The sequence below is a fragment of the Haematospirillum jordaniae genome, assembly GCF_001611975.1.
In the GTDB taxonomy this organism is placed as follows: Bacteria; Pseudomonadota; Alphaproteobacteria; order Rhodospirillales; family Rhodospirillaceae; genus Haematospirillum; species Haematospirillum jordaniae.
Genome location: NZ_CP014525.1, coordinates 1176362 through 1202509, shown reverse-complemented (window position 1 = coordinate 1202509; position 26148 = coordinate 1176362). Strand labels below are relative to the sequence as shown.

General features: G+C 60.2%; 26 protein-coding genes and 1 tRNA gene. 8 read left to right on the top strand and 19 right to left on the bottom strand.

The genetic code is table 11. The features are described 5' to 3' along the window. Nucleotides 1-43 precede the first annotated feature (43 nt). Entirely contained in the window at nucleotides 44-280 is a 237-nt protein-coding gene (locus tag AY555_RS05630; protein WP_066134518.1) for a hypothetical protein, read from the bottom strand. A 46-nt stretch (nucleotides 281-326) separates the two neighbouring features. Beyond that, entirely contained in the window at nucleotides 327-1148 is an 822-nt protein-coding gene (locus AY555_RS05625) for a phage capsid protein (RefSeq protein WP_066134517.1), read from the bottom strand. Nucleotides 1149-1360: 212 nt separating this feature from the next. Between AY555_RS05625 and AY555_RS05620 the strand changes: the two genes are divergently transcribed. Next, nucleotides 1361-2053, top strand: a complete 693-nt coding sequence (locus AY555_RS05620; protein WP_156483315.1) for a methyl-accepting chemotaxis domain-containing protein — start codon at nucleotides 1361-1363, stop codon at nucleotides 2051-2053. Between the two features lie 12 nt (nucleotides 2054-2065). On the opposite strand, the gene AY555_RS05615 is transcribed toward AY555_RS05620, so the two are convergent. From AY555_RS05615 to AY555_RS05590, 6 genes are all read right to left on the bottom strand, one after another. Continuing rightward, complete coding sequence (locus AY555_RS05615; protein WP_066134513.1) at nucleotides 2066-2803, bottom strand: capsid assembly protein; 738 nt, start codon at nucleotides 2801-2803, stop codon at nucleotides 2066-2068. Further along, nucleotides 2800-3114 carry a Bbp19 family protein gene (locus AY555_RS05610; RefSeq protein ID WP_209315793.1) on the bottom strand — a complete coding sequence of 105 codons (315 nt, stop codon included), beginning with the start codon at nucleotides 3112-3114 and terminating at the stop codon, nucleotides 2800-2802. Before AY555_RS05610 ends, AY555_RS05615 begins: the two co-directional genes overlap by 4 nt. Further along, nucleotides 3111-4682 carry a portal protein gene (locus tag AY555_RS05605; RefSeq protein ID WP_066134511.1) on the bottom strand — a complete coding sequence of 524 codons (1572 nt, stop codon included), beginning with the start codon at nucleotides 4680-4682 and terminating at the stop codon, nucleotides 3111-3113. The genes AY555_RS05610 and AY555_RS05605 overlap by 4 nt, the downstream gene beginning before the upstream one ends. Nucleotides 4683-4685: 3 nt before the next feature. Continuing rightward, nucleotides 4686-5102: a hypothetical protein gene (locus AY555_RS05600; RefSeq protein WP_066134508.1), complete on the bottom strand. Its 417-nt coding sequence runs from the start codon at nucleotides 5100-5102 to the stop codon at nucleotides 4686-4688. Nucleotides 5103-5277: 175 nt separating this feature from the next. Then, complete coding sequence (locus AY555_RS05595; protein WP_066134506.1) at nucleotides 5278-5673, bottom strand: hypothetical protein; 396 nt, start codon at nucleotides 5671-5673, stop codon at nucleotides 5278-5280. After that, nucleotides 5673-6038: a hypothetical protein gene (locus tag AY555_RS05590; protein WP_066134504.1), complete on the bottom strand. Its 366-nt coding sequence runs from the start codon at nucleotides 6036-6038 to the stop codon at nucleotides 5673-5675. The genes AY555_RS05595 and AY555_RS05590 overlap by 1 nt, the downstream gene beginning before the upstream one ends. 117 nt (nucleotides 6039-6155) lie before the next feature. Between AY555_RS05590 and AY555_RS05585 the strand changes: the two genes are divergently transcribed. Together AY555_RS05585 and AY555_RS05580 are read left to right on the top strand one after the other, a co-directional pair. Further along, the gene (locus AY555_RS05585; RefSeq protein WP_066134501.1) at nucleotides 6156-6791 is read left to right on the top strand and encodes a S24 family peptidase; all 636 of its coding nucleotides are present in this window, start codon (nucleotides 6156-6158) and stop codon (nucleotides 6789-6791) included. A 143-nt stretch (nucleotides 6792-6934) separates the two neighbouring features. Beyond that, nucleotides 6935-7813, top strand: coding sequence for a branched-chain amino acid aminotransferase (locus AY555_RS05580; RefSeq protein ID WP_066134498.1), 879 nt, complete (start codon nucleotides 6935-6937; stop codon nucleotides 7811-7813). A gap of 31 nt (nucleotides 7814-7844) precedes the next feature. On the opposite strand, the gene AY555_RS05575 is transcribed toward AY555_RS05580, so the two are convergent. The 4 genes from AY555_RS05575 to AY555_RS05560 all read right to left on the bottom strand — a co-directional run bounded on the left by AY555_RS05575 (nucleotide 7845) and on the right by AY555_RS05560 (nucleotide 13812). Further along, entirely contained in the window at nucleotides 7845-10664 is a 2820-nt protein-coding gene (locus AY555_RS05575) for an ATP-dependent DNA helicase (RefSeq protein ID WP_066136634.1), read from the bottom strand. 61 nt (nucleotides 10665-10725) lie between these two features. Continuing rightward, nucleotides 10726-11112 (bottom strand): helix-turn-helix domain-containing protein, encoded by a 387-nt coding sequence (locus AY555_RS05570; protein ID WP_167798433.1) that lies wholly within the window; start codon nucleotides 11110-11112, stop codon nucleotides 10726-10728. 293 nt (nucleotides 11113-11405) lie between these two features. After that, nucleotides 11406-11480, bottom strand: a tRNA-Asn gene (locus AY555_RS05565). Between the two features lie 70 nt (nucleotides 11481-11550). Further along, nucleotides 11551-13812: a HAMP domain-containing methyl-accepting chemotaxis protein gene (locus AY555_RS05560; protein WP_066134492.1), complete on the bottom strand. Its 2262-nt coding sequence runs from the start codon at nucleotides 13810-13812 to the stop codon at nucleotides 11551-11553. A gap of 200 nt (nucleotides 13813-14012) precedes the next feature. Between AY555_RS05560 and AY555_RS05555 the strand changes: the two genes are divergently transcribed. From AY555_RS05555 to groL, 5 genes are all read left to right on the top strand, one after another. Beyond that, nucleotides 14013-15632, top strand: coding sequence for a lysine--tRNA ligase (locus AY555_RS05555; RefSeq protein ID WP_066134489.1), 1620 nt, complete (start codon nucleotides 14013-14015; stop codon nucleotides 15630-15632). Between the two features lie 96 nt (nucleotides 15633-15728). Continuing rightward, nucleotides 15729-16481 (top strand): glycosyltransferase family 2 protein, encoded by a 753-nt coding sequence (locus AY555_RS05550; RefSeq protein ID WP_066134487.1) that lies wholly within the window; start codon nucleotides 15729-15731, stop codon nucleotides 16479-16481. An 11-nt stretch (nucleotides 16482-16492) separates the two neighbouring features. After that, on the top strand, nucleotides 16493-17203 hold the full coding sequence (locus tag AY555_RS05545; RefSeq protein ID WP_066134484.1) for a TVP38/TMEM64 family protein: 711 nt from the start codon (nucleotides 16493-16495) through the stop codon (nucleotides 17201-17203). Between the two features lie 174 nt (nucleotides 17204-17377). Further along, nucleotides 17378-17668 (top strand): co-chaperone GroES, encoded by a 291-nt coding sequence (groES, locus tag AY555_RS05540; protein WP_066134482.1) that lies wholly within the window; start codon nucleotides 17378-17380, stop codon nucleotides 17666-17668. A gap of 57 nt (nucleotides 17669-17725) precedes the next feature. Then, nucleotides 17726-19372 (top strand): chaperonin GroEL, encoded by a 1647-nt coding sequence (gene groL / locus AY555_RS05535; RefSeq protein ID WP_066134479.1) that lies wholly within the window; start codon nucleotides 17726-17728, stop codon nucleotides 19370-19372. 135 nt (nucleotides 19373-19507) lie between these two features. On the opposite strand, the gene AY555_RS05530 is transcribed toward groL, so the two are convergent. The 7 genes from AY555_RS05530 to AY555_RS05500 all read right to left on the bottom strand — a co-directional run bounded on the left by AY555_RS05530 (nucleotide 19508) and on the right by AY555_RS05500 (nucleotide 26110). Continuing rightward, on the bottom strand, nucleotides 19508-20719 hold the full coding sequence (locus AY555_RS05530; RefSeq protein ID WP_066134476.1) for a glycosyltransferase family protein: 1212 nt from the start codon (nucleotides 20717-20719) through the stop codon (nucleotides 19508-19510). Beyond that, nucleotides 20716-21423, bottom strand: a complete 708-nt coding sequence (locus AY555_RS05525) for a WbqC family protein (protein ID WP_066134473.1) — start codon at nucleotides 21421-21423, stop codon at nucleotides 20716-20718. The genes AY555_RS05530 and AY555_RS05525 overlap by 4 nt, the downstream gene beginning before the upstream one ends. Continuing rightward, on the bottom strand, nucleotides 21420-22190 hold the full coding sequence (locus tag AY555_RS05520; RefSeq protein WP_066134470.1) for a TylF/MycF/NovP-related O-methyltransferase: 771 nt from the start codon (nucleotides 22188-22190) through the stop codon (nucleotides 21420-21422). The genes AY555_RS05525 and AY555_RS05520 overlap by 4 nt, the downstream gene beginning before the upstream one ends. A gap of 87 nt (nucleotides 22191-22277) precedes the next feature. Further along, on the bottom strand, nucleotides 22278-23288 hold the full coding sequence (locus AY555_RS05515; RefSeq protein WP_066134467.1) for a radical SAM/SPASM domain-containing protein: 1011 nt from the start codon (nucleotides 23286-23288) through the stop codon (nucleotides 22278-22280). Further along, the gene (locus AY555_RS05510) at nucleotides 23285-24448 is read right to left on the bottom strand and encodes a DegT/DnrJ/EryC1/StrS family aminotransferase (protein ID WP_066134464.1); all 1164 of its coding nucleotides are present in this window, start codon (nucleotides 24446-24448) and stop codon (nucleotides 23285-23287) included. Before AY555_RS05510 ends, AY555_RS05515 begins: the two co-directional genes overlap by 4 nt. 33 nt (nucleotides 24449-24481) lie before the next feature. Next, nucleotides 24482-25147, bottom strand: coding sequence for a methyltransferase domain-containing protein (locus AY555_RS05505; protein ID WP_156483313.1), 666 nt, complete (start codon nucleotides 25145-25147; stop codon nucleotides 24482-24484). Nucleotides 25148-25471: 324 nt separating this feature from the next. Beyond that, the gene (locus tag AY555_RS05500) at nucleotides 25472-26110 is read right to left on the bottom strand and encodes a LysE/ArgO family amino acid transporter (protein WP_322099085.1); all 639 of its coding nucleotides are present in this window, start codon (nucleotides 26108-26110) and stop codon (nucleotides 25472-25474) included. Nucleotides 26111-26148 lie beyond the last annotated feature (38 nt).

Sequence of the window (26148 nt, the reverse complement as noted above, 5' to 3'; positions counted from 1 at the left end):
TCTCTCACTGCGTAATAGGGGAGACATCACCGTGAACCGGCGGTCAGGACAAGGCCGTGACAGTCACCCCTGAATCTCCTGCATCCTTGACCCGGTACAGGGTCACGGTGCGGGTGTTTTCATCATCCAGATTGACCACCATCAGGTCTCCCTTGCGCAGCATGTCCGCCACGCTGTTGAAATACCCGGTCGCCAGGGTGGTATCTTTCGTCCGGTAATGCCACTGAGTAAATCCATTGGCATACGAGAGAACAGACAGATTGCAACGTTCAAAAGCCATGGCGGCATTCCTTTGTCCTGCAATGATACGATCGTGACGGCAATCCTCATGTTTCTAGGCATGGCATGGAAACAATGCCCCGGGTATCAATCAAGGCTGCCCCCTGACTCATCATGTTGTTGACAAAATGGGCTGCCCGGTCGCCGTGCCAGGAAATATCCGTCACCACATCTGATCCAACAGCATGCCCAACCGCTGTACGGTGATACCAGAAACAGCTGCGCACTTTCCCTTCAGACAGGGGCAGACCGGTATGAGGCATCCACAAACTGCCCAGCCACCGCTTGGCCTGTGTACCCTGCCACGGCAACGCGTCGGGCCCTATATAGTCCGAACGCGCAAATTCAGAAATCTTCAGAAGTTCAGACCATTGCTTCCAACCGACAATCACAAACCGCTCGCCGTCATCGGGCACATCGGCATTGCCCAGTTGCTCGAACGCGGCCAGGGCCTTTTCCCGCGTCATCCCGGTTGTTCCATCCAGCGCCGACACGGTTGCCTTGGCCATCTCGGCCAGAATCAGCTCGTCGGTCTTGCGCCCCAGGGCACCGGCCCCCGCCTTCACCAGAACGGCCCGCTCGTCTAGGCTGGTCTTCAGCTCGTCTAGGCGGTCCACCCAATCCCCGGCATAATAATCCTGAAGGATACATTCCACCGGGGTATGGTCCATGTTCATAACCGGAACCATGCCATGGCGCGCCTTGGTCGAGGCCGTGCCCTTGCCAACCTTCTGAAAAACGGTCGAACTCCCCCTTATTCCTCCCTTGCTGCGCACCGTCGGGCGCAGGCGGGACCCGTACTGCTGGTAGGCCAGATGCACATCGGCCTGAAAATGCTTGATAAAAGACTTGTCGACAGAGACTGACATAAAAGCTCCTTATGGTTGAAAAACGACAACGGGGAGCAGGACACGACCCGGCGGAAAAACAAACACCCGAAAACCGTCATTTGTGTTGCACCGCCGCCCGGGGCTCGTATCCTTGGGACGGTGTGGCCCTGGTTCGTCCACATCCGCCCGGAAACGGTCCCGGATTGCGCCGCGCAGACCCCAGTCAACCCCGTGGCAGACGAGGCAACGACGTGTCCACAGAAGCAGCCACAGAAGCAGCCGCAGAAATCCCGGCCGACGCACCGGTTGTTGTCGAGCACCGCCTTGAAGGCCGGGCCGGCGAAATGTTCACCCAGTGCGAAACCGCCCTGCAGGCCTTTGTCAAACTGCGTGAACTGTCCGAAGACATGCGGATTCTGTCCCTGAATGCCGAACTGGCCGCCGGCCGGGCCGGAACCGCCGGCGTGGCCGTGCGGGCCCTGACCCAGTACACCCGGCAACTTGTCAGCCAGCTGAACCGGGTTCAGGAAGACATGAACACCCTGCAGGCCCGGGCCGAAGAACTGGTTGCGTCCAACAATGGTACGTCAGGCGGCGAAGAGGGTGAGGAAAACACCAGCCCCATGCCCGCGTACGAGCTGTCCGAGCGGGAAAAGGAAGATCAGGAACAAAGCGTGATCTCCACCATCAGCGACCATGCCAAGCAGATCTCTGTCCATGCCCAGACCATCCGCCGTATCGCCGAGCAATCCAACGGTATTGCCACCAACATTGCCATCGAGGCCGCTGGTGCCGGACGCTACGAGCCAGAGTTCCGGACCGTTGCAAACACCATGAAACGCTATATCGCTGATTTGCGGGCCATGGTGGACGACTCCGAACGGGCGGTCAAACAGGTTCTGGAATCCGGGGAACGCCTCAATAACGCCCGCAAGGCGAACTGAGCGACCACCTCCCTAACCGGGATACAGGCGCCGGAACCCCTCGCTCACGCGGCGGACCAGCGCCGGGTCGCGGTCGCGCCAATAGCGGGGGTCACGCATCAGACTCCGGATATCGTCTTCCGATGCCGCCACACCCGCCCCGCCGGACCGGCCCAGACCCGGTTCCGGAGAGGTCATCATCCGGTGCAGGGCAATCACCCCTTCTGCCGTTCGTGACAGGGTCTCCAGAACATCCGCCGACAGATTCGCCCGCCCCCAGGCCATAACCTGACGCTGAATCTCGTGCCAACGGTCCTCCCCCCCGAAATGCTGGACCAAGCGCGTCTTCTGGCACTCCGCCTCAAAGGATTCAGCCATCTGCTCCAGAACCGGGATCACCTTCTCAAGCGCCAGGTCATAGACCAGCTGCGCCTGCTCGGCGGTAAAGCCACACCGGTGCAAACGGGCGTTCACATCAGGATCCGGCTCCAGCAACGGGTGATGGCAGGTAATGCAATAATCCTCCGGCTTATCCGGCACCCCGCGCAAACGGTCAAGGGCCCGGCGCCCGTCAAACCCGGATTCAGGCCCCAAATCCCTTTTGCCGGCCCGCAGCCGAGCCTCTAAATCCCGGCACACCTGCACCAGGGCTTCAATTTCGGCATCCGCCGCCCCGCTGCGGGAAACAGCCGGACGTTCCGCCGCCAAAGCCGGAGGGACACCCCCCCCGACAGAAACAGCGGTACTGGGTGTATCAGATGAATGAATCATTCCGTCCTCTCGTTACTGCATGTCTTCCGGTACAACGGAACCACTCCGCCGCCGCGATCAATCAAGGCCAGCAACCAGGCAACCAGGGCCCTTTGTCCTTCCAGATGACGCAGCGCCGCATCCGGCAACGCTGGCCCGACTGTCCGGTGCAGGGTCATCCCGACCAAGGCCTCCAGCACGCACTGCCCGTCCACACCGGCAAAACACCGCGCCGCCGCCACGGCCAGCCCGGTTGCCTGCTCCGGGTCGGGGACAACACCGTGCCCAGGCCCCGGAAACAGCCAGGCATCACGCCCGGTGTCTTGTGTCATGCGCCCTCTCCTTCGCCTGCATCCGTCGGACTGGAGCCCCCGCCCGGAACTGGCCGTACCGGCACCGGAAGCGGTGAGGCCAGCAGATCCGCCGGCACCCCCAGCGCCCGGCCCAGCCAACGTGCGGCTGCGGCCGGATCAACCACCGCCATGCCTTCCGGCCCCAGACGCCGCAGGCTGTCCAGCCACATCAGCGCGTTGCGGGCATCATCCCGGGCCTGCTGGCGGGCCACCGGGGCGCTGTAGCGCAGGTCCACCAGACGCCCGTCCACCCGAAGATCCGGTATTTCCCCGCGCCGCCGCAGGATAGAGACCGCCCGCATGACCAGCGGCGTCAGCAGTTCGGTCTGCAAACGCCCATAGGTCGCGCCCAGGATACGGGCCATCTGGGTGGATCGCTCCAGAACCTCGGTCGCGGTCATCCGCGGGCTGTTGACCTGCCCCAGACGATCAGCCAGCAACGCATGGCGGATCCGCGCCCGCAGGTCATCCAGAACCAGCTGGCTGACATCAAACCGCCCCGGGGTGGCCAACGGCGTCAACCCGCTGGATCCCGGTGCCTTGGGAATGATCGATCCCGGCAACAACGAAATGTTTGCCGGATTGAGCACCCCGTCATCTTCGGCCATCCAGATCCCGGTCACCGCAATCGATGCATTGCGCAGCACCAGCTCAACTACCTTGTTGGCCGTCTTGATATCGGGCAGCGCCTTCATCACCGGCGACCGCCCGTATGCCTCCCCCGGCGCCTTCAGCCAGCGGAAACACACAAACGGCGAGGCCGGAAACATTCCGTCACGCAGCACAACAGTCCGCTCCCTGGACCAATGCGAACCCGATGGCAGCAACAGCGCCGTATACCGGTACCCGTTCGGCACAGGCTCGGACGCTTCCAGAACCTCCACCAGCGGGTCGCCGCTGTCATCGCCCCCCGGGCGCACATCCGGCACTTCGGCATCCGGAAACCGGTGCCACACATGGGACAACGGCATCGCGGCATGGCGATACACCACATCCAGCCGCCCCGAAGGCCCTTCGTCCAGGGTCAGCTCCGTCATCGGGATTGCCGAAAAACGAAAGGCGCTGATCTCGCCCGGCGGGGCTTCCTCAAACAGCAAGGCCGCCGTACCAATTGTCACCAGATCCAAGAAACACTGGTGCAGCTCCACCGCAAAAGTCGAACGGTCGAAATGCAGACGCAGTGTCTCGGCCACATCTTCCAGCAGCGGTGCCAGGGATGCACGCCCCACCTCGTCTAGCCCGACGCCACCCTCCAGACCGAACCACCGGGTCCAGGGCGGCGTCAACTCGGCCAGCAAGCTTGCAGCCAGCTGGTCCACGGCATCGGGTGCCGTCCCGTCAAACAGACGGTCCGTGCGCTTTCCCCCGACGGGAGCCCCGAACAGGCCAGTCCGCTGGGGCAAGGCAAATTCATAACATTCCTGCCAGTGCGCCTCCCACAGACGGCGACGCTCCAGCGCCCGCTGATAACGGGCCAGAAGACCTTCGGCACCACCGTGCCCGGGATCTGGGCCCACCCTGAAACGAATACCCTGGGAACGCCCCATGCCCTATTCCCCCAGCAGCGAACGACGGCCCGACAGCGCCGAACCGCCATCACCCTTGTCCCGCGGTGTACCGGACAGGGTTTCAGTCCAGTATCCGGACAACAGGGGCAAATACCGGGGCCGGGCCGGGCGCGGACGCACCGCCTCAACCGATTCCCGGAATGGCTTTGCCGGCGCGGATACGACAGGCGCGGATGGAACACTCCTCCCGCCCGCCGGCTCTGTCGGAGCAGAAACAGGAGGTAGTGGTGGTGGAGCGGAAACGACAGGAGCAATACGGATCTCGGGCATTGGCAAACCGCGCAGCCCGGATGAACCGGACATATGCGATGACAGCAAGGCCGACCCGGCATGAGACGGGCCAAAACGGCGCATGGCCAGCATCATGGCTGCATTGGTGGACGGCGTAAAACTGGCCATCGAATCCCCCCTGTTCACACAAATCCAGAAACACAACGCGCCAACGCCAAAAACCCGCCTGCCGGAACGACAGGCGGGTTTCCCCCGTCAGCAATCCGGTACGGTGGATACACCTCCGGCGTTGACAGGGATTGGTATACAGAGAAGCGCCCCAAAAGTCAAGAATATTTTCCTATTAAAGGTCTTTTTTCTCATTCAACAATGCACCGTACAGCTGCCAAGGAGTCAGAACCCAGGGCCAGCGACGCCCCAGAATGCGCTTCACCGCCTCCACGCAACTAAAGACACGCACCGGCGCCAAACGGTGCGGCGGCACACCGCGCCGCGTAACAACCGGCTTATAGCCCCCCGCTGCCATCACCTGCGCCACATCCAGGGCTGGACACACCGGATCAACAGGCATCACGATCACTTCGGTACAGTGCGCCATGGGATTGATCACAACCCAGCCCCCACGGCCGGCATCACAGACCGCGATCAGGCAATGACGGAACCCCGGGCGCAATATCTTGAGAAAGGGCACATCCGCTACGCCGGAAAAGCCAACAACGGCATCAGGCTCTCCGGTCATCACCCAACAATCCCCTTGCGCCGCAACGGACCTTCCAAAAGAGTAAGCCCCTCCTCCCACCACCTGGCAGCCTGCCGCTCTTCCTCCAGGCGGGCATCCGGCGGAGCCAAAGCACGCCCGTAACAGGCCAGAACCATGGCCTGCCGGGCCCCCAGCACATTCTGCCGCAGCAACCCGGCCGCCACACGGTACACATCATCGGGATCACAGGGCCGCGCCGTATCACCGGCATCCGCCACAAAACGCGCCCCCTCGTCACGGGCCAGCTGGCACCGCCAGAACCACAACCAAGCCTCCTCTGCACTCATGAACGGACAGCTTTCTCGTATACTCAGGGGGCGCGGCGCCTTTCGCCGTGTTGCCATCAGGTCGTCTCCACGTTAAGACACTATCAAGAAGCACCTCATGGTCTAGGAATATAATCCTTGCTCGTCAAGGGCGAACTTACACAGTGTGTTCCCGATAACTGGAGAGCAGAACGCATGCTTACCCATCACGCCCTGTGGACAGCCCTTGATCGCCTGGCCGAAGATCACGGACTGTCCCCATCGGCACTGGCAAAAAAAGCAGGCTTGGACCCGACCACGTTCAACCCGTCCAAACGGTTTGGCCGCGACGGTAAACCCCGCTGGCCAACGACAGAAAGCCTGTCCAAGGTCTTGCAGGCCACCGATACGCGCCCAGAACATTTCCTGCAGCAGGCCGCTGAAGCCATGGCGGAACCGCCCCCTCCCCCTCAGCCCATCCTGCCCTTGGTCAGCCAGGACCAGGCCCGCAACGGCCTAGATGCTGCCGGAAACACCCCAAATGGCACCCAAGACGCCATCGCCTTTCCTGATCTCAGGGATCCAGACGCCTGGGCGCTGGAAATCCACGGCGACGCCTGCCTGCCGGCCTATCGCGACGGCGACCGACTGATCCTGTCTCCCAACGCAACCGCACGGCGCGGCGACCGCGTTGTCATCTATACCAGAGACAAGAGTCTGGTCATGGGTGAGTTAACAAGAACGACGGCAACCCGCATGGTCGTCCAGCCCTTCGGGGCCGGCAGCACGGACCAGGCCATAGACCAGACAGACATCGCCTGGTCAGCGCGAATCCTCTGGGCCAGCCAATAAAGACATCCCCGAAAAATCGACACAAACACCACCCCTAACACGGTACGGTATATTTATTGGCAGGAATACAGCGCAACCTGTATGCTGACAGGCGAGGAAACAGGTTTGTCTCGAAACAAACCACAAGGAATACGAGCGCGCTTATGTCAACACAATCAACCCAACCCGGAATTTCTCTTGTTTTCGTCGATGGCACCTGGCACACCGGCAACCCCATGATCATGGGGCCGGGTACCCAGTCCGTATGGATGGGAAGCACGGCTTTCGACGGGGCACGCTACTACGAAGGTGTGGCACCGGACCTGGAAGCCCACTGTGAACGGGTTGTCCAGTCTGCCCGCATCCTAGGACTGAACCCAACACTCGGCGGGGCGGATATCGCGGCCCTAGCACGGGAGGGCATCACCCGCAGCGGTGGAAAGAAAGCTCTCTATATCAAACCGCTGTTCTGGTGCGACAACGGCTTTCTGGTCCCTGATGCCAGCTCGACCCGCTTTGCCCTGCACCTGTTTGAAATCGCCATGCCGCCCGCAAGCCAGGGCTTCAGCGCCACCCAGTCCCCCTTTCGCCGGCCAACACCCGAGGCCGCGCCCACCACAGCCAAGGCGGCCTGCCTGTACCCGAATGTCAGCCGGGCCCTCAGCGATGCACAACAGCGCGGCTTTGATACGGCGGTCATGCTCGACAACCACGGGAACGTGGCGGAATTTGCCGCCTCCAACCTGTTCTTGGTCAAGGATGGCATCATCCGCACCCCGGTTCCGAACGGAAGCTTCCTCAACGGGTTGACACGACAGCGCGTTATTGCCCTGCTACAGGCCGATGGCACCCTGGTGGAAGAAACAACGCTGTCCTACGATGACCTGATGCAGGCCGACGAGATCTTTGCCACCGGCAACTTCTCCAAGGTATCGCCCTGCATCCAGATCGAAGGGCGCACCCTGCCGCACGGCCACGTAACCCAGTGGGTGCAGCAGCTGTACAGGAACTTTGCCTTCGGGCACGCCAGCATCGCCGCCTGAGGGATACCCCGGCCTGCCCTTCCGCCCTTCCCTAAGCGGTCGGGGGGCAGGCTGGCGGGGGGCAGGCCGGGACAGGTCCCAAAAAGTCCGATACCTCGCGCACCGCATCGGCAAGGCCAAGGCGGCGCACCTCTGTCCCCGGCGGAAACGCCCCGTGCAAACGCGACGGCAACAGCGGATCCAGCAGGACAAACACACCCCGGTCATCCGCCCGTCGCACCAACCTTCCAAAGGCCTGCTTCAGACGCAGCCGGGTCAGGCGGTCATCCCAGTCGCGCCCGCCAAAGGCCTTGCGCCGCACCCGGTGCAGGATATCCGGGCGGGGCCAGGGAACCCGGTCAAACACCACCAGACGCAGGGCACGCCCCGGCACATCCATGCCATCGCGCAGCGCATCCGTCCCCAAAAGGCACGAAGGCTCGTCGGCGCGAAACAGGTCAACCAGCGTGGCCGTATCCATCCCGCTCACATGCTGGGCGTACAGCGGAATGGCATGTTCGGCCATTGCCGGCATAATGCGTTCGTACACAGCCCGCAACCGGGATACCGCCGTAAACAGACCCAGACCACCCCCGCCGGACGCCAGAAACAGCGACCGGAACGCCGCCGCCACCCGCGCCGCGTCGTCACGGCGTACATCGGTCACCACCAGCACCCGGGTCTGGCCGGCATAGTCAAACGGAGACGCTACCGCCGCCCGCACCGCCGGCAACGAAAGGTGCGCGGCACCGGTGCGGGCCTCGGCAGCCTTCCAGTCCACAGCCGGATCACCGGATCCATCGCGCAGTGTTGCCGAAGCCACCAGCACGCCATGGGCTGCATCCTGCAACACCTGGGCAAAGGGCAATGTGGGGTCGATCCAGTGCCGGCGCATGCCGACATCAAAATCCCGCCCGTCCAGCCGTTCCACGGCGAACCAGTCCACACACGTCTCCGGCGCCCGGGTTTGCAGGCTGTCCAGCATGGCACGCCAAGCAGACAGATGCCGTAGCACCCGGCGCTCCAGAGACCGGATCAATCCCTCCATCCGCAAACGCACCGATGCATCCAGCTCTGCCGCATCGGCATCCAGACGCATGGCCAGCGCCTTCATCAAGTCCTGGACCGGTCGGGACAGGGTTTCCAGGGCACGCTCAAGCTCTGCCGCAGCCGCAGTCAAACCGGGGACCGGCGGCTCGACATCCGCTTCCAAGGAATACGGGTGCCCACCTTCCTGCGACCGGGCATACACCTGCTGCCGCACCCGATGCAAAAACCGCTCAGCCGGGCCATGGGGGCTGTCCGATCCCAAACGGTTCATCCATCCCGGCCCAGGCAGACAGCGGGCCCCCTGCAGGATCGCATCCAGCGCATCCTGTGCGGCGGGATCATCCTGCACGCATTCTTCGGCACGGCGTTGCAGCCCGCGAGCACGGGACCGGGTGCCTTCTTCCGCCCCCAGAATCCAGCGCCGCAGTTCTGCTGTTTCCAGCGCCCCCAGATGAGCCGAAAAGGCACCATCGGCCGCCTCGAACACATGGTGGCCTTCGTCAAAAACATAACGAACCGGCAGCCCGCCTCCGGGATCCCCCCCTGACGCGGCAGAACCGTTGCCCAGCATCCGCATCACCAAGGCATGGTTGGCCACCACAATACGCGCCCGGCGAGCTTTGCGCACCGAGCGTTCGACAAAACAACGGTTGTAATGCGGGCAGGCGGTAAAGACACACTCCCCCCGGCGGTCGGTCAGGCCCGCTACGGTGGAACGCCCCAGAATATCCACCAGCCATCCCGGAAAATCACCGCCAATCATGGCCCCGTCACGGGTTGCCAAGGCCCAGCGCGCCACCAGCCCCAAGGCAACCGCCCGGGCCGGGTTGACCGACAGGCGACCGGCGGCTTCCTCCAGATTCAACAGACACAGGTAATTCTCGCGCCCCTTGCGAACCACAACATGGCGCGCCTTCTCGCGCGGGTCGGGGTACAGACGCGCCAGCTCGTCCTCCAGCTGGCGCTGCAAGTTGCGGGTATAGGTGGACAACCATACCGCACCGCCATTTTTCTCAGCCCACAGGCTGGCTGGGGCAACATAGCCCAAGGTCTTGCCCACACCGGTTCCGGCCTCGGCCAGCACGAACCGTGGCTCCCCCTCGGCATCACGAGGCTCGAACGCCTCGCAGCATGCCGAGGCAAAATCCGCCTGCTGCGGCCGGTCCTCGGCAGCACCGCCCAAGATCTGTGCCAGCCGGGCACGGGCCTCGGTCGGGCTGACCGGCAAACAAGAGGAAGACGGTTCGGGCGCATGCTCGGAAATCTCCGGCAGGCTTTCCCACACCCGGAACCCCGCAGCCACCACACGGCTGTGCGGCGGGTCGCCGGTTTCACCAAGGGCATGCAACACACAGCGGGCCCACGGCCACCCCGCCCGCAGCAACCCCCAGGCCAGCGCGCGTGCCTGGGGCCGTGACGTGCGCGACAGGGCGGACAGATCCCGCAGCAGGGCCACCACAACCGCCGACAGGGCCGTTGCTTCCTGCTCCGGGCCAGCGGGCAAGGCAATATGACAGGCCGCGGCAAGCCCGGCCACCGTCGGCAGGCAAAAGACTGCCGGCCGCACGAAAGCGTACAGCTCCAGAACATCACAGGCCGGGAAAGACGCACAGCCCAAACGCGCCGCTACCGCCGGTGCATGGCACACCAGCGGAGGAGCCGAAGACGCAAGCCAGCGGACAGCCGCCGCCCGGTCCAGGGTCAGGATCTCTCCATCGGGCGTCAACACAACCGCCGACGCCGCACCGGCAACAAGCACCGGGGCATCGGGCAGCAAAAGCTCAAGCGTATCAGGGTGTCCGCACGTCATGAAGGGGACCATAACGCGCCCGCAGACATCCGTCACCTGCCCATCACGCGGCACCCCGCAGAAAGCGCGGCGATCATCTCCCCCCGGGACGGCCCATGCCGGCCAGGGACTGCACAAGACGGAAAACGGCTTTTTTCTGCTCCGCCGTCAGCACGGACAGCCAGGCCAGAAGGCGCAGCTGATCACCATCCAGCGGATAGTCGCCAAGGGTTATGGATCCCTCAAGACCATCAAAGAAAGCTTGGACTGGCACATCCAGACAACAGCCGATACGAAACAGGCGGGACGCCGGAATACGATCCACCGCACGTTCATATTTATGGATCTGCTGCGGCGACACCCCAGCAGCCTGCCCCAAGGAAGACAGCGTCAACAAGCGCAGTTCGCGGAACTGCCTCAGGGATTGCCCCAGATGGCTGTCAACAGGGTCCGCCGCCCCACAATCAAAACCAACTGTCACAAACACCCCCCGCACACGGCACAGTACGCAAATATCCAGCATTGTTGCCAAGGCTAGGAACAAACCCTGACGCTACATTCTGATTACCACAAACACGCTATAGTGTACGCAAAAAAAGAACGTACAAGAACATATAATGCAACACGTTGTGATCTGGCTGACATCATGTGATCGGCATAATCTGTTTTTATCGACGACATGCTGACATCAAGGCAGAATGCGCGCGGATATCCGCCGCCCCGAATATGCAAAAAAGCACCCCGTGTTCTGCACGGGGTGCTTTTTGAACTCGATGGCTCCGGCGGTAGGATTCGAACCTACGGCAACCCGATTAACAGTCGGGGGCTCTACCGCTGAGCTACGCCGGAACACGCTGTCGAGGCCGGGTTTTTAGCAGTATCGCCCGCATATGGCAAGGCTGTTTTCACACACCCGGCCCTAAACCGCCAACCGCAGGGCTCCCGCACTGAACCCCGACCACTCCCGGCTCAAACGACCGGATCGCTGCGACAGGGTGGTGGACACCTCCAGCAAGGATCCTGCTTCAGATCGCGTGGCCTGCGTGGCTTCGGACAAGGCGTCCAGATCCTCGGCCGCCTGGATCATCCGGGTGGATGTCTGCTGGATCCTGTCTGCAATTACCCCCGTGGCGCGGGACTGGTCAACCATCGATGATGTCAGGTCACCAACCAGTCCGTTGACACCGGAAATCAGGCGGCTGACACGGATCATGGCATTGGCCACGTCCTGGCTGACATCGGCCACGGCGGCAACCCGCACCCGCACATCCTCGGTGGCGGCGGCGGTCTGGCGGGCCAGCTTTTTCACCTCGTTGGCAACCACGGCGAACCCCCGGCCGGCGGCTCCGGCACGGGCGGCCTCGACCGTGGCGTTCAGGGCCAGGATGTTGGTCTGCTCCGCAATTTCGGTGATCAGGTCCACCACGCCGTTAATTTCCTTTGCCACCCGCGACAAACCAGACACGGCACGCATGCTGTCCTCGGCCATTTCCACCCCGTTGATGGTCAGGGTATTGGCACTGGACAAACGCTCGATCATGTCGGCACTGGAACGGGACAAATCCTCGGCCGAACAGGCCAGGCTGGTCACAAAGTCCGAAACCTGGCTGACCGCACCATTAACCATGTCAATGCCACTGGCCGCACGGCAGGCAATGGTATCCAGCTTGCGGGCGGCCTCCTGCACCACACCGGCATCCCCGACCACACCTTCCATGCTGGTCTCGAACACCTCGGCCATCCTCCGGCTGGAGGTTACAATGCTCCAGGTCAGCATGGCCGCTGTCATCTGGCCATAATGGTCCAGAACCGGAAACACGGACAGAGCCACCCGCTCGTTCCCCAGATGAACCTCGCCCGTCCACGGCAGCTGACCGGGGTCGGCCACCAGCTCCGACAGCCAGCCCGGCTGCGGATGGAACAAATCAATGGAAAGCCCCTCCAAACTGTCTGTCCCCGGGGGTAAACCATTCAGGGACGGCCCAATCTGTTCCAGGGCATTGCGCGTGGCGGCATTGATCCAGCTGATACGCCCGTCCTGGGGGCTGACCGTCACAATATTGACCGGCATCGCTTCCAGCATCTGCCCCAGGGCAAAGGCACGGGTTGCCGTATGGCGCAACACCTTCAGGGCTGAGGCAATGGCACCAATTTCGTCCCGCCGCTGGAAATCCGGCACCGGGGTTTCCACATCGCCTTCGGCAAGACGCTGGATCGACCGGCGCAGGGTCACCAACGGAACCGACAGCGATTCCACGGCATAGCGGTTTGCCACATAGCCGGCAGCACCGAAAAACAGGGCCAGGATCAACAGGCTGATGGACAGGATGACAACCGACCCCTGAATCCGTTCGTTCAGAATGGTATCAAGGCCCCACAAGGCCCGGCGGCGCATGTCCTCGAACGCGTCCAGCGCGGCCAGCAGAACCGCTTGATGCTCCTGGCCGGAAACAATGCCCTGCCCGCGGCCAACGCTGGCCAACACCGTATCCACCGCCCCGGAAACGCGGGTGGACAACGCCGGCATCATGGCGGCCACAGCGGAATCCTCAGACGTCTCCATAACCGTAGCATACCCGCTTTCCAGCGCCGACAGGTGCCCCCCCATCACAGCACCGGCGCGGATAACATCAAGTCCGGCATTGCCGGATGCCGATGCCTCCAGCATGTACCCGGCCATATCCGCCACCCCGGTAATCATCTTGGGCAAGCGCACAACCAAGGAATCCATCAGGTAATAGCTGGACAGCTCCGGATCCAAGATCAGGTTGGAATGATCCCCGGCCTGCGCAACCGCAGACTCCAGCCCCGCGATCATGTCGCGCGCCCGCTCGAGGCCGGGTACCGCCGCAAAATCAGTCCACAAGCGCTCTACAATCGCGTGGGACCCCCGCATGTCCAGAAGATCGGCCTGCTCCCGTACCGATTCCAGCCCCGCCGCAACGCGGGCCACGGTTCCCGCATCCGGATTCGTGGCAGTCACCATGTAACGGGCCGTAGCAATCTGGGCGTCTAGGAGCGGGGTGATATAGGCTGTCCCCATCGTTTCCTTGCGGGCGAAGCTGATGGCCTCGTTCTCGTGCCAGAGCAGAACCGCCACCGACGCCAAGGCCGGCACCAGAAACAGGGCCAGAACCAGCTGGATCTGGTGCTTGACCGACAAAAAACGCAGCGAGGACATGGGAAACACCCCTTGATCGTTTGACGGGCAGAAAAACACTCAAAGGTAAAGTGACACGGTACAGCAGGGGGCCAGAATGCTGCAAGGTACGTTGACGGATCACCCCTGCGGCCCTAGGGTGCAGACCAACGCATGCAGGCGATTCGCATTGCGTACAGACCCTTTCGTCCATCAACAGCCCGTAACGGATCTGACACATCATGTCACACTCTCTTGCCCATTCCGCCCGCGAGTCCTCGGCCTGGCCTTTTCAGGAAGCCCGCGACCTGCTGGACAAACGGCTGAACGGCAAGGTGCCGGACAAGGGCTATGTGCTGTTTGAAACCGGCTATGGCCCCTCTGGCCTGCCGCATATCGGCACCTTTGGCGAAGTGGCGCGGACCTCGTGGGTCCGCCGGGCCTTTGAAATTCTGGCGCCCGACATCCCGACCCGCCTGTTCGCCTTTTCCGACGACATGGATGCCCTGCGCAAGATACCCGACAATATCCCCAACAAGGACAGGGTGCGCGAACACCTGGGCAAGCCGCTGACCCGCATTCCCGACCCGTTCGGAACCCACGAAAGCTTCGGGCACCACAACAACGCCCGCCTGCGCGGGTTCCTGGACAGCTTCGGCTTTGACTACGAATTCAAGTCGGCCACAGAGATGTACGCCAATGGTCACTTTGACCAGGCCCTGCGCGGGGTTCTGGAACACTACGACGCCATCATGGCCGTGATGCTGCCGACCCTGGGCGCCGAGCGTCAGGCCACATACAGCCCGTTCCTTCCGGTCTGCCCGCGCACCGGGGTGGTGCTACAGGTTCCGGTCATCCACCGCGACGTGGATGCCGGCACCATCGTCTATCAGGACCCGCAGACAGGGGAAAAGGTGGAAGTGCCGGTCACCGGCGGGGCGTGCAAGCTGCAGTGGAAGCCCGACTGGGGCATGCGCTGGCACGCGCTGGGCGTAGACTATGAAATGTCGGGCAAGGACCTGATCCCTTCGGTGGACCTGGCCGGGAAGATCTGCCGCATCCTGGGCAGCACACCGCCGAAGACCCTGTCCTATGAACTGTTCCTGGACGAAAACGGGCAAAAGATTTCCAAGTCGAAGGGCAACGGCCTGTCGGTGGAAGACTGGCTGAAATACGCCCCCGAAGAATCCCTGGCCCTGTTCATGTACCAGAAGCCAAAGGCTGCCAAGCGCCTGTACTTCGATGTGATCCCCCGCGCGGTGGATGACTATGTGGCCCATGCCGCCGCCTTTGCGGAACAGGACCCGGTCGCCCGCCTGACCAACCCGGCCTGGCACATCCACCACGGGGAACCGGGAACCGACAGAACCCCGCTGACCTTCGGCATCCTGCTGAACCTGGTCGGGGTGGCCAACACCGATGACCCGGCCGTCCTGTGGCATTACATCCGCAACTACGCCCCGGGATCGTCGCCGGAAACAATGCCGTTCCTGGACCGGCTGGTGCGTTACGCCATTGTCTACTACAACGACTTTGTTCGCCCGACCAAGCAGTACCGCATCGCCAACAGCGCCGACAAAACTGCCCTGGCCGACCTGCGCGAGGCGCTGAAAGCGGCACCGGCCGATGCGTCCGGGGAAGACCTGCAGAACATTGTCTATGCTATCGGCAAGCAGCACGGCGACACCTATCCCGGCCTGCGCGACTGGTTCCGGGCCCAGTATGAAATCCTGCTGGGTCAGGAACAGGGGCCGCGCATGGGCAGCTTCTTTGCCCTGTACGGGCTGGACCGCTCCATTGCCCTGCTGGACCGCGCCATCGCCGGGGAAGACCTGAAAATAACGGCAGAACTGGACGCCTGAACCTGAAAACCGCATGCCGCCCGGGACTTTTCTCTGGTCACCGGGCGGCCCCGGCGCTACAACCGGCTGACCCCTTGTGTTACCTGCGCGTGTGTGATGACTGAACCAAGCCGCCCGGACCTGTCTGTTGTTGTGCCCGTCCATAACGAAGCCGACAACATCCTGCCCCTGATCGAAGAAATCGCCGCCGCCCTAGATGGCGTGGTGCCGTTCGAGATTGTCTATGTCGATGACGGATCAAACGACGCCACCCCGCACCGCCTGACCGAGGCCCGCGCCCGGTTTCCGGCCCTACGCTGTGTGCGCCACCGCACCGCCTGTGGGCAAAGCCAGGCCATCTATACCGGCGTTCTGGCCGCCCGTGGCACCTGGATCGCTACCTTGGACGGCGATGGACAGAACGACCCGGCCGACATTCCCGCCTTGCTGACCCGCCTGCGGGACGAAGAGAAACGCACCGGCATGGACGCCACGCGCCTGCTGATCGCCGGACACCGGCAAAAACGGCAGGACAATGAACTGCGCCGTCTGTCCTCGCGCATTGGCAACGGTGTGCGGGCATGGCTGCTGAACGACGGAACCCCCGACACCGGGTGTGGACTGAAGCTGTTTGCCCGGTCTCTGTTCCTAAAATTCCCGCGCTTTGACCACATGCACCGCTACCTCCCGGCGCTGACCCTGCGTGAAGGCGGGCTGGTTGTCAGCGTTCCCGTCAACCACCGCCCGCGCGAACGGGGCGTATCGAAATACGGTGTGTGGAACCGGCTGTGGGTCAGCCTGTTCGACCTGGTCGGCGTAATGTGGTTGCAGCGCCGGGCCCGCAACCCGGTTCTTGAACAGCAGGACTGAGTCGGGGTTCCATGTCCCTGTCTCCCGAAACACTGCTGCATGACGACGCCGAAGAAACCCTGCGGCGCAGCAACCCCCTGAAAGCCCTGTTCAAGGGGCTTGTGATGATTGCAACCCTTGCCGCCATTGGCTTTGGCGCCCGGGAATTCGGGCTGACCGAGGCTTTGGACACCCACTGGCTGGATGATCAGATCGTCGGACAGGGCCTGAACGGGGAGCTTCTGTTTGTTGCCGTGGGCACCCTGGTCGCTGCCATCGGGGTACCCCGCCAGATTGTTGCCTTTGGCGGCGGCTATGCCTTCGGGTTTGTCGAAGGGGGCCTGCTGGCCCTGCTGGCACAGACCATGGGTTGCGCCACGGCGTTCTTTTATGCCCGGATTCTGGGGCGCTCCGTCATCCGTCGCCTGTTCGCCCGCCGGATCGAACGCATCGACGCCCTGCTGGGGCACCACCCGTTCACCATGACCCTGCTGGTGCGACTCCTGCCCGTGGGATCAAACCTGCTGACCAACCTGGCCGCCGGCGTCACGGCGCTGGCCCCGTCACGCTTTCTGGGCGGAACAGCGGTCGGCTACATTCCGCAAACCGTTGTTTTCGCCCTTCTGGGTGCCGGGGTACAAGTGGACGCAACCACCCAGGTTGTGCTGTCCGCTGCCCTGTTCATCGCATCCGGGCTTCTGGGCATCGGGCTGTACAAACGGCTGAAAAACCGGCTGCGCTGACACGCCGTTCATCCCCGCGCTATAACAACCCTGACGCTAACACCCCCCTTGACAGAAAAGGCGGTCCGTATTACCTCTGTCAGCACTCTCCGGGGGGGAGTGCCAACAGAAACCTCGGGCTCCCCTGACCTGGTGAGATGTTCAACTGGGAAACGCTCGTTCTGGAGGAACCCAATGAAATTTCGTCCGTTGCATGACCGCGTTGTCGTAAAGCGCGTTGACTCCGAAGAAAAGACAGCTGGCGGGATCATTATCCCCGACACCGCCAAGGAAAAGCCGATGCAAGGCCAGATCATTGCTGTTGGCCCCGGCGCCCGTGGCGAAGACGGCAAGCTGGTTGCCCTTGACCTGAAGGCCGGCGACAAGGTGCTGTTCGGCAAGTGGTCCGGCACAGAAGTGAAGATCGAAGGCGAAGATCTCCTGATCATGAAGGAAGCAGACGTCATGGGCGTGATCGAAGCCTAAGGCTTCGTTCTTTCCCTGTCGCCTTTCACCATATCTTTACCTAGAGGATAAAAAACTATGGCTGCCAAGGACGTTAAGTTTTCCACCGATGCCCGCGACCGCCTGCTGCGCGGCGTGGATATCATGGCCAATGCCGTGAAAGTCACCCTGGGTCCCAAGGGCCGTAACGTCATCATCGACAAGTCCTTCGGTGCTCCGCGCATCACGAAGGACGGCGTTTCTGTCGCCAAGGAAATCGAACTGAAAGACAAGTTCGAGAACATGGGCGCCCAGATGCTGCGCGAAGTGGCTTCCAAGACCGCCGATCTGGCCGGTGACGGCACCACCACCGCAACCGTTCTGGCCCAGTCCATCGTCCGCGAAGGCGTGAAGGCTGTTGCCGCCGGCATGAACCCGATGGACCTGAAGCGCGGCATTGACCTGGCTGTCAACGCTGTGGTCGAGGACATCAAGACCCGCAGCAAGAAGATCACCACCTCTGAAGAAGTGGCCCAGGTCGGCACCATTTCCGCCAACGGCGAAAAAGAAATCGGTGACATGATTGCCAAGGCCATGGAAAAGGTCACCAAGGAAGGCGTGATCACCGTCGAGGAAGCCAAGGGCCTGACCACCGAGCTGGACGTGGTTGAAGGCATGCAGTTCGACCGTGGCTACCTGTCCCCGTACTTCGTCACCAACGGCGAAAAGATGGTGGCAGAGCTGGAATCCCCGCTGATCCTGCTGCACGAAAAGAAGCTGTCCACCCTGCAGCCGCTGCTGCCGGTTCTGGAAGCTGTTGTGCAGTCCGGCAAGCCGCTGATGATTGTTGCTGAAGACATCGAAGGCGAAGCACTGGCCACCTTGGTGGTCAACAAGCTGCGCGGCGGCCTGAAGGTTGCTGCTGTCAAGGCTCCGGGCTTCGGCGACCGTCGCAAGGCCATGCTGGAAGACATCGCCATCCTGACCGGTGGTACGGTAATTTCCGAAGACATCGGCATCAAGCTGGAAAACGTCACCGTGCAGATGCTGGGCACTGCCAAGCGCGTGACCATCTCCAAGGAAGAAACCACCATCGTTGACGGTGCAGGCTCCAAGGACGAGATCGAAAAGCGCTGCAAGCAGATCCGTGCGCAGATCGAGGAAACAACCTCGGACTACGACCGTGAAAAGCTGCAGGAACGCCTGGCCAAGCTTTCCGGCGGCGTTGCCGTGATCCGCGTCGGCGGTGGTTCCGAAGTGGAAGTGAAAGAGCGCAAGGACCGCGTTGACGACGCCCTGCACGCTACCCGCGCTGCAGTGGAAGAAGGCACGGTTGCTGGCGGTGGCGTTGCCCTGCTGTACTCCACCCGCGCCCTGGCATCCCTGAAGGGTGTGAACGAAGACCAGAACGTTGGTATCGAAATCGTTCGCCGCGCCCTGCAGGCTCCGGTGCGTCAGATTGCCGAAAACGCCGGTACCGACGGTGCCGTTGTTGCTGGCAAGCTGCTGGAGCAGAAGGACGTCAACTTCGGCTTCAACGCCCAGACCGGCGAATACGTGGACATGATCAAGGCTGGCATCATCGACCCGACCAAGGTTGTGCGTGCAGCCCTGCAGGACGCCGCTTCGGTGACCGGCCTGCTGATCACCACCGAAGCCATGGTTGCCGAAATTCCTGAAAAGAAGGAAGCCCCGATGGGCGGCGGCATGGGCGGCATGGGCGGTATGGGTGACATGGGCTTCTAAGCCTTTCTCTTCCTGCCCTTGTGGTATGCCAAAGGAAAAGGTCGCACCTTCGGGTGCGGCCTTTTTCCATTCCGAGATAGATACCTGTCGGTCAGAGCGGGACCAGCGTCACACTCATGATATCCCCTGCCTTCCCTACAAAAAGGATTCGTACCGCGCCAGCAGCTGTTCGGCCATGACTTGGGGCGCCAGAAACTGTTCGGCATAACGTCGGCTTTTGCGCCCCATCTCCTCCAGAAGATCCCGCCTCTCGTCCAACAGTGTCAAATGCTGACAGATCTGCTCGGGAGTGCTGGCATCGAACCCCGGCATTGGTTCCGGGAAACTCTGTGCAAAGATCTCATTACGCAACTTGGCCATAACGGGACGCCCCATGGCATAGGCATCCGTTGTCACCATCCCTGGAAAAGCTGTGCCGAACTGATCACAAACTAAGTCTGCCGCCGCCACTTCCTTGTAATAGGCAAACAGGGGCAGTTCATCCAGCCACTCAACACTGGCCCCGATGCCCAAGTCTGCAATCAGTTCCGCAGCAGCCTCCTGATCCTGCCCTTTCCGGGGCAAGCGGAGCAATCCTTTCCCGCCACCCTTGACATACTGCGCAAACCCTTTGATCAGAACATCCGTCCCCTTGAAATCCAGAGGGCTGAAGCCCGGATGCTGATCTGGCCTGTAAACAATCCGGCTGCCACAAAAAATGGTCAGGCGTTTGTTATGCGGGAGGCTTTGGTACTGGAGATCAAGGGTATTGGACAGGTACACCATAAAGCGTCGTTCATCTGAGACCCCGATGTCATCAAGAATCTGATCCCCGGACGGTATCAGTCCACGCTGGAAATAGCATATCACTTCGGACGCCAGAATGCCGTCCCGCTGCCGAACCACAAAATCGGAAAACCGCAATACATACCGTCGCCCTTCCGGCGAGCGCCGGAGCTTTGGGTGCCATGTTTCCGTTCGTATGTGCAGGGATTCGAAATTGGCGTGGCTGGCAACATCATGCCCGGTCAGCAGGGCGATATGCGGTGCATTCAGGAAACAGGCCAGTGCCGGCCCCGTATCATTTAGAATGGCCAAATCAACCTTGTTGGTAAGGCGGTAAATGGCATGATCCAGCGCCTGCGTCTGATAGGCGACATCCAGATCGGTGAGGTAAGAACAATCATAAATCCAATCGGGGTAAGCATTGGCCCACTCCGGGAACAATGCTTCTGGCCTGTGGTGTGCTGTCTTCTGGTTCAGAATCAGACGGGCATCATGGCCCAGCGCCCGGAGACCACGGACCAGAAGCAAGGGGTAGTTGTTGACGTTGCCAAAGACAATGATGGAAAGCTTTGATTTTCTCATTTCGCGACCATGATCCTGTCTGGTGTCCGGCTCCGCATCAGGTGTTTTGCCTGGTGCCCGCAATTGGCAATCAGGTCCAGCACCGTCACCCCGCCGATAAAGTCGCCCCAAAGCTGCGGATAGGGATCATAATCGTAAGACTTGTATTCAAGCTGGATGCCGTGGGTCCGGAACGCGTCCTTGTCAAGGTAGGCATCTGCACTTGGCCCACTCAGGTATGTTGTGGCCCCCAGCTTTTTGATCATATCAACAAGGCGATCTGTCCTGCTCCCCTGTAGGGATAATTCGCTGGACAGGATCATCGGGGTCTTGATGTCCAGATACGCACAGATCCTGCGGATCAGATAGATGTTCAACTGGCTGATCGTTGTGTGCTGTGGGTCATCAAACCCGGCCAATACGTCCATGGCGGCATCGAAATATGGCGCGGATCGGTAGTGATTTTGCCACGTTCGCAGATGCTTTTGCCTCCACCACCTACCGGGGTCAACCGGCGTCTCAGCGATAAGTTGCGAAACGCTTTTATAAGAAACAGGCACCGTCATCCATTCAGCACCACGTAGGGTTTTTACCTTGTTCCTGTTTCTCCAATCTCCCTTTGTGTATTGAATATCATCGTAAAAAACGAACAGATCAACGCTGGCAATAATATCAAAATACCCGCGCCAAGGTATATAAGATGATTGAATAGCGCCAACTCTCACCAGTCTACCTCGATAAAGCCTGTTGGGTTGCTGTGCCAAGGGAACTTGACGACACGGGGACGCTTGCCAAAACGCTTTTCAAAATACGCGTCAACGGCCTTGGACTCACCACCAAATGTATCAACAGCATACTCGTCAACAATAATGATACCACCCCTGGCCATACGCGGAACGAAATACTCCAGCGCAACCTGTGTGGGCTTGTAAAGGTCAAGATCAATATCAAGAAGGGCTATGCGCAACCCCTCTCCCTTGTCTTGGATGAACTGTGGAATTGTGTCACACACATCACCTTTCACAAATTCAATGCGACTTTTGTGCCTTAGATGCCTGTCTTGGTCCATGGCATCACGAGCAAGAGCCAGATCAGCCTCCACCGAGGCTCCACCGAAATACCCCCCGGGCACACGATCCTGCGCCACATTCTCGGGGCCATCTTCACGATCGAGGTGCACAAAACCTTCGAACGTATCAAAGCCGAAGACAGTTTTCCGAATATCCGTAGGGCAGAAAATTTCGCATAACTTGGCCCATGTGAAAGCGGATGCCCCACGATAGACACCAAGATCAACAATGGCCCCTGGAACATCTATTATTTTCTTGAATATTTCATAATGCGAAAGAAACCTCGCAATATTGAATCGAGGGGTAAAAACAGGAAAGTTCCTCAATATCTCGAATATTGTAAGGTCTGTTCTTGAGAATACCTCCTCCAACGTCTCCTTCTGTAATCTTTCTGGCTCATGCCTGTTTGCCATATCATTCATGAAACATGCTCCACTCCCGCACCCTTCAGAAACGCTGTCCAACACAAGGTCCCTTGACCCTACCGGCAATGGGCTGGATCACATGACTCATGGCACCGAACCCTCGTCTTGAATGAAATCCTCCACCATATCAGCGTAACTCCGTCCCTCACGGGGCCAACGGGTTGCGGCCCAATCCGGGCACTGCCCACAGAACGGATGGTGGCGGTAGTTGTTGGTCTGATGCGCCTCACGCAGGCGACGGTAAAATGCACCCTGCCATGCGTCATGAATGGTGGTGTTGCGATAATCGGCAACATACGATCCATGCACCCAGTCGGATGGGCAAAAGGCCAGATCACCCCGCGCATTGATCGTGATGCGTTCCCAAGGATACAGGCAGGGACGACGCACACCGTCTGCCTGTATAACCCGACTTGCATCTGCGACATCAGCCACGGCCCCTGAACAGGAATGCAAACGGCGCATGACAACGTACTGCGCCCCCTGATCTTTCCAGTAGCGCTCGAAGTCGGCCGCTTCGGCGGTGTTTTCCGGCTGCTCGACAAAGCTGACCACCACCTTGGTTTTTGCCCCACTTTCCCTTACCCACCGGATCAGACGCAACGTATTCTCACGCGTCACCTCAAGGTTGCCCTTGACACGAATCTTGGCATACGTCTCGGGGCGAAATGCATCAATGCTGATATCGATCAGGTGTACCCCTGCCTCCAGCAGGTTACGGGTCCGCTTTTCGTTCATGATCTTTCCATTGGTGGTCAAGGTCACAAAGACACCGGAATAATCCACCGCAGCCTTGATCATGTTGTAACCATCGGGGTGAACCAGCGGCTCGCCATTGCTGGCATAACGGATGTAACGGATGTGGCCCTGCCCGTGCTGGCGCACCTCCTCGATCATCTTCTCGTTCAGCGCCGGATCAAGATAACGTCCGGCGTAATGCTCTGACTTGGCAAAGACGGGGTGAGGACAGTGGGTGCAGGCCAGATTACAGACCTCGGTAATATCCATGATGATCTGCGAGGGGAACCGGGCTGAAAGGCGGCCACCAAAATCATAGGTCTCTGCAAGCGTGGATTCCGGTGCACAGGTAATCATTGCAGAACCTTTTCATGATTGAGAAGACAGGCCAACTGCCCGACAACATAATCCACATCAGCCAACGTCATCTTGGCGCTGATCGGCAAGGTCATGATTGTATCCGCCAAGAATTCCGTAACGGGCAGACAAACCACCCCCTGTGCACTGTACAGGGGTTGCCCGTGCAGCGGCCGATAATGAATGCTGGCGCCAATATTACGGGCCCGCAGCGCCAGCAGCAGGTCATCGCGCCGGATCATGGTTCTGGCGGGATCAAACCGGACGACCAACAAATGCCGAGCATGACTCCTGTCAAAGACACCCTGCTGAAAAGCTGCCTCTATACCCAAGGCGTCTAGACGTTCCCTGTAGCGTTCGGCAATCATCAGCCTGACGTGCGCCATTTCGGGCAGACGGCTCAATTGCACCCGCCCGATCGCGGCTTGAAGATCTGTAAAATTTGCCTTGTAGCCAAGCTCGGTCACATCAGCAGCAAAGGCAACAGACGGCCGGATATAGCGTGACCAAGCATGGGATTCTAGGCCATTCATACGCAGGCGCCGCAGACGTTCCGCCTTTCCAGGATCAAACAGTGCAAGGGCACCGCCCTCGGCTGTGGATACATTTTTATTGGCATAGAAGCTGAAGCAAACCGTATGGCCCGACGCCCCCACGGGTCTGCCGTTATCGTACATGGCGCCCAGCGCATGGGCGGCATCTTCGACAAGAATAACATCAGCCGGCAGGGATGCCCTCAAGGCATCGACATCAACGGCGTAACCACCATAGTGCACAACAACAACCGCCCGGGTTCGCCCCGTCACCTTTGCAGCAACGGTTTGTGGCGTCACGCACATACTATAAGGGTCAACATCGCAAAAGACCGGCGTGGCACCAAGATAGAGCGCCGCATTAGCTGTCGCACACCAGGTCAGGCTGGGAACGATCACCTCGTCTCCCGGTCCGATCCCTTCAACCAGAAGAGCAAGAAAAAGCGCAGAAGTACACGAGTTGACCGTCACAACCTCTGGCACACCGATGAATGCACCTAGCTCGGTCTCGAATGCAAGGGTCTCTTGCCCCATGCCGACCCAGCCGGAACGCATAACGCGGGCAACAGCGTCTATTTCAGCTTCAGTGAAATCAGGGGTACCAAAAGCAAGATACGCGTCTCTCATCAGGGCGTTCCCCGTCAACAAGGCAATCAGGCACTACATCGGGTCAGCCATAGAGGCCTGTACCGCTGAACAGGGTTTCCAAGCCGCTTGCCTTGAATACCACCCCTGCTGGGGAATAACCTTACCGGTGGATTGCTCGCCTTTTGTCGCAACGCAAAAAGTTGCGCAAAAATTCCCGTCCATTTTTCCATACTTGGATGGATCAAGCCGATCCGGTTCATAGTCGATAAACGTGCACGGATCCGTCCACTCGTTCGACGTAAACTGGACAACCTTAATTGTATTCACCTCCCATGCATTGGCCGCATAGAAATCGCGGAAAAGGGTAGGCTGCATCATATAAAAACCGTGATCAAAAAAACCGGAGACAGGCGAGCTTGTCATGGCCCTTCCGCCAATCTTCAGGAATTGGAAAACAGCATGCATTGCGTTGGGAAAATGAAAAATATGCTCCAGCGTTCCGTGGTCCATGACAACATCGAATTGTCCTCGCCACTGCTCCGGAATATCCGGGGCATTCATGTCATGAAGAATATCCGCCCCTTCAAAGTCAGAATAATCCAGCGCCATGACCTCAGAGAACCCAAGGCGCCGGAACACAGACTGGGTATCAAGATAGCCTTTTTCCGCAAAGTCTGGCTTGTATGAAAGAGCGGGCTGCACGGAGCTATCAAGGTTAACCCCAACCCTTTGAGCCATCTGGCGATAAGCATCATCAGAGAAGTAGATGTCTCCCTGACCAAGAAGAAGAAGCCTCCCCTTAAACGGCCTTCTTTTACTTTCCTCAAGAATAGGAACTATATTTGCCCTTATAAATCCCATGCCATCACCCCCTAATATATCGGCATAAAAATACACATAGATATATATGGTACATAGATCCATGTATTGCAATAATTTAGCACATTAAATAGATGACATACGAAGGGTGAGTATACAATCAGTACAGTCTAATTTCTTGTATACCTGAAGCAAAGATTACCACAAGGCTGGAACAGAATATTCTTTCGCAAACACAGACCCTCAGAACCCCGCCAGAACGCGATAGATCAAGAGACCTGCGATGACCAGCATTGTCACCCCGACAAACACATCCAGAAAACGCCAGGCCACGGGACGGGCAAACCAAGGAGCCAGCCAACGCGCACCAAACCCCAGGGACACAAACCAGACCATACTGGCCGCACAGGCCCCGGCGATAAACCAGACCTGCAACGGCGACGGATGCTGGGCACCGATGCTTCCCACCAGCAGCACTGTGTCCAAGTACACATGGGGATTGAGGAACGTAAAGGCCGCCGCCTGAGCCAAAGCAGCCCCCCGCCCCAGTCCAGACCCGCCTGTATCGGCTCTCAAGGACTGTGACAGCCTAGCCCGGCGCAAGGCCTGCCACCCATAGACCAGCAGGAAGGCGGAACCAGCCAAAGCCAGCGCATGCGCCAGCGCGGGGTGGCTCCCCAAGGCTTCGGCCATGCCCATGACACCGGCCGTGATCAATACGGCATCGGCGGTTGCACAAAACAGCACCACGCTGCCCATATGCTCGCGCCGGAGCCCCTGGCGCAACACAAAGGCATTTTGCGCCCCGATCGCGACAATCAACCCCAGGCTCAGGGCCAGCCCCTGGGTAAAGGCCGGCATGGAAAAGGAAAGGAATCCCACGACACACTCTCTGTCAAAATCAGGTTACGACGGCCTGA

Bases quoted from the DNA above. Each gene is read 5' to 3' on its own strand.
- AY555_RS05550 (WP_066134487.1), top strand. From the start codon at position 15,729: ATGACTGAACCAAGCCGCCCGGACCTGTCTGTTGTTGTGCCCGTCCAT.
- AY555_RS05530 (WP_066134476.1), bottom strand. From the start codon at position 20,719: ATGAGAAAATCAAAGCTTTCCATCATTGTCTTTGGCAACGTCAACAAC.
- AY555_RS05615 (WP_066134513.1), bottom strand. From the start codon at position 2,803: ATGATTCATTCATCTGATACACCCAGTACCGCTGTTTCTGTCGGGGGG.
- AY555_RS05595 (WP_066134506.1), bottom strand. From the start codon at position 5,673: ATGACCGGAGAGCCTGATGCCGTTGTTGGCTTTTCCGGCGTAGCGGAT.
- AY555_RS05575 (WP_066136634.1), bottom strand. From the start codon at position 10,664: ATGGTCCCCTTCATGACGTGCGGACACCCTGATACGCTTGAGCTTTTG.
- AY555_RS05580 (WP_066134498.1), top strand. From the start codon at position 6,935: ATGTCAACACAATCAACCCAACCCGGAATTTCTCTTGTTTTCGTCGAT.
- AY555_RS05630 (WP_066134518.1), bottom strand. From the start codon at position 280: ATGGCTTTTGAACGTTGCAATCTGTCTGTTCTCTCGTATGCCAATGGA.
- AY555_RS05555 (WP_066134489.1), top strand. From the start codon at position 14,013: ATGTCACACTCTCTTGCCCATTCCGCCCGCGAGTCCTCGGCCTGGCCT.
- AY555_RS05610 (WP_209315793.1), bottom strand. From the start codon at position 3,114: ATGACACAAGACACCGGGCGTGATGCCTGGCTGTTTCCGGGGCCTGGG.
- groES (WP_066134482.1), top strand. From the start codon at position 17,378: ATGAAATTTCGTCCGTTGCATGACCGCGTTGTCGTAAAGCGCGTTGAC.
- AY555_RS05560 (WP_066134492.1), bottom strand. From the start codon at position 13,812: ATGTCCTCGCTGCGTTTTTTGTCGGTCAAGCACCAGATCCAGCTGGTT.
- AY555_RS05520 (WP_066134470.1), bottom strand. From the start codon at position 22,190: ATGAATGATATGGCAAACAGGCATGAGCCAGAAAGATTACAGAAGGAG.
- AY555_RS05505 (WP_156483313.1), bottom strand. From the start codon at position 25,147: ATGGCTCAAAGGGTTGGGGTTAACCTTGATAGCTCCGTGCAGCCCGCT.
- AY555_RS05625 (WP_066134517.1), bottom strand. From the start codon at position 1,148: ATGTCAGTCTCTGTCGACAAGTCTTTTATCAAGCATTTTCAGGCCGAT.
- groL (WP_066134479.1), top strand. From the start codon at position 17,726: ATGGCTGCCAAGGACGTTAAGTTTTCCACCGATGCCCGCGACCGCCTG.
- AY555_RS05590 (WP_066134504.1), bottom strand. From the start codon at position 6,038: ATGGCAACACGGCGAAAGGCGCCGCGCCCCCTGAGTATACGAGAAAGC.
- AY555_RS05515 (WP_066134467.1), bottom strand. From the start codon at position 23,288: ATGATTACCTGTGCACCGGAATCCACGCTTGCAGAGACCTATGATTTT.
- AY555_RS05600 (WP_066134508.1), bottom strand. From the start codon at position 5,102: ATGGCCAGTTTTACGCCGTCCACCAATGCAGCCATGATGCTGGCCATG.
- AY555_RS05605 (WP_066134511.1), bottom strand. From the start codon at position 4,682: ATGGGGCGTTCCCAGGGTATTCGTTTCAGGGTGGGCCCAGATCCCGGG.
- AY555_RS05545 (WP_066134484.1), top strand. From the start codon at position 16,493: ATGTCCCTGTCTCCCGAAACACTGCTGCATGACGACGCCGAAGAAACC.
- AY555_RS05510 (WP_066134464.1), bottom strand. From the start codon at position 24,448: ATGAGAGACGCGTATCTTGCTTTTGGTACCCCTGATTTCACTGAAGCT.
- AY555_RS05585 (WP_066134501.1), top strand. From the start codon at position 6,156: ATGCTTACCCATCACGCCCTGTGGACAGCCCTTGATCGCCTGGCCGAA.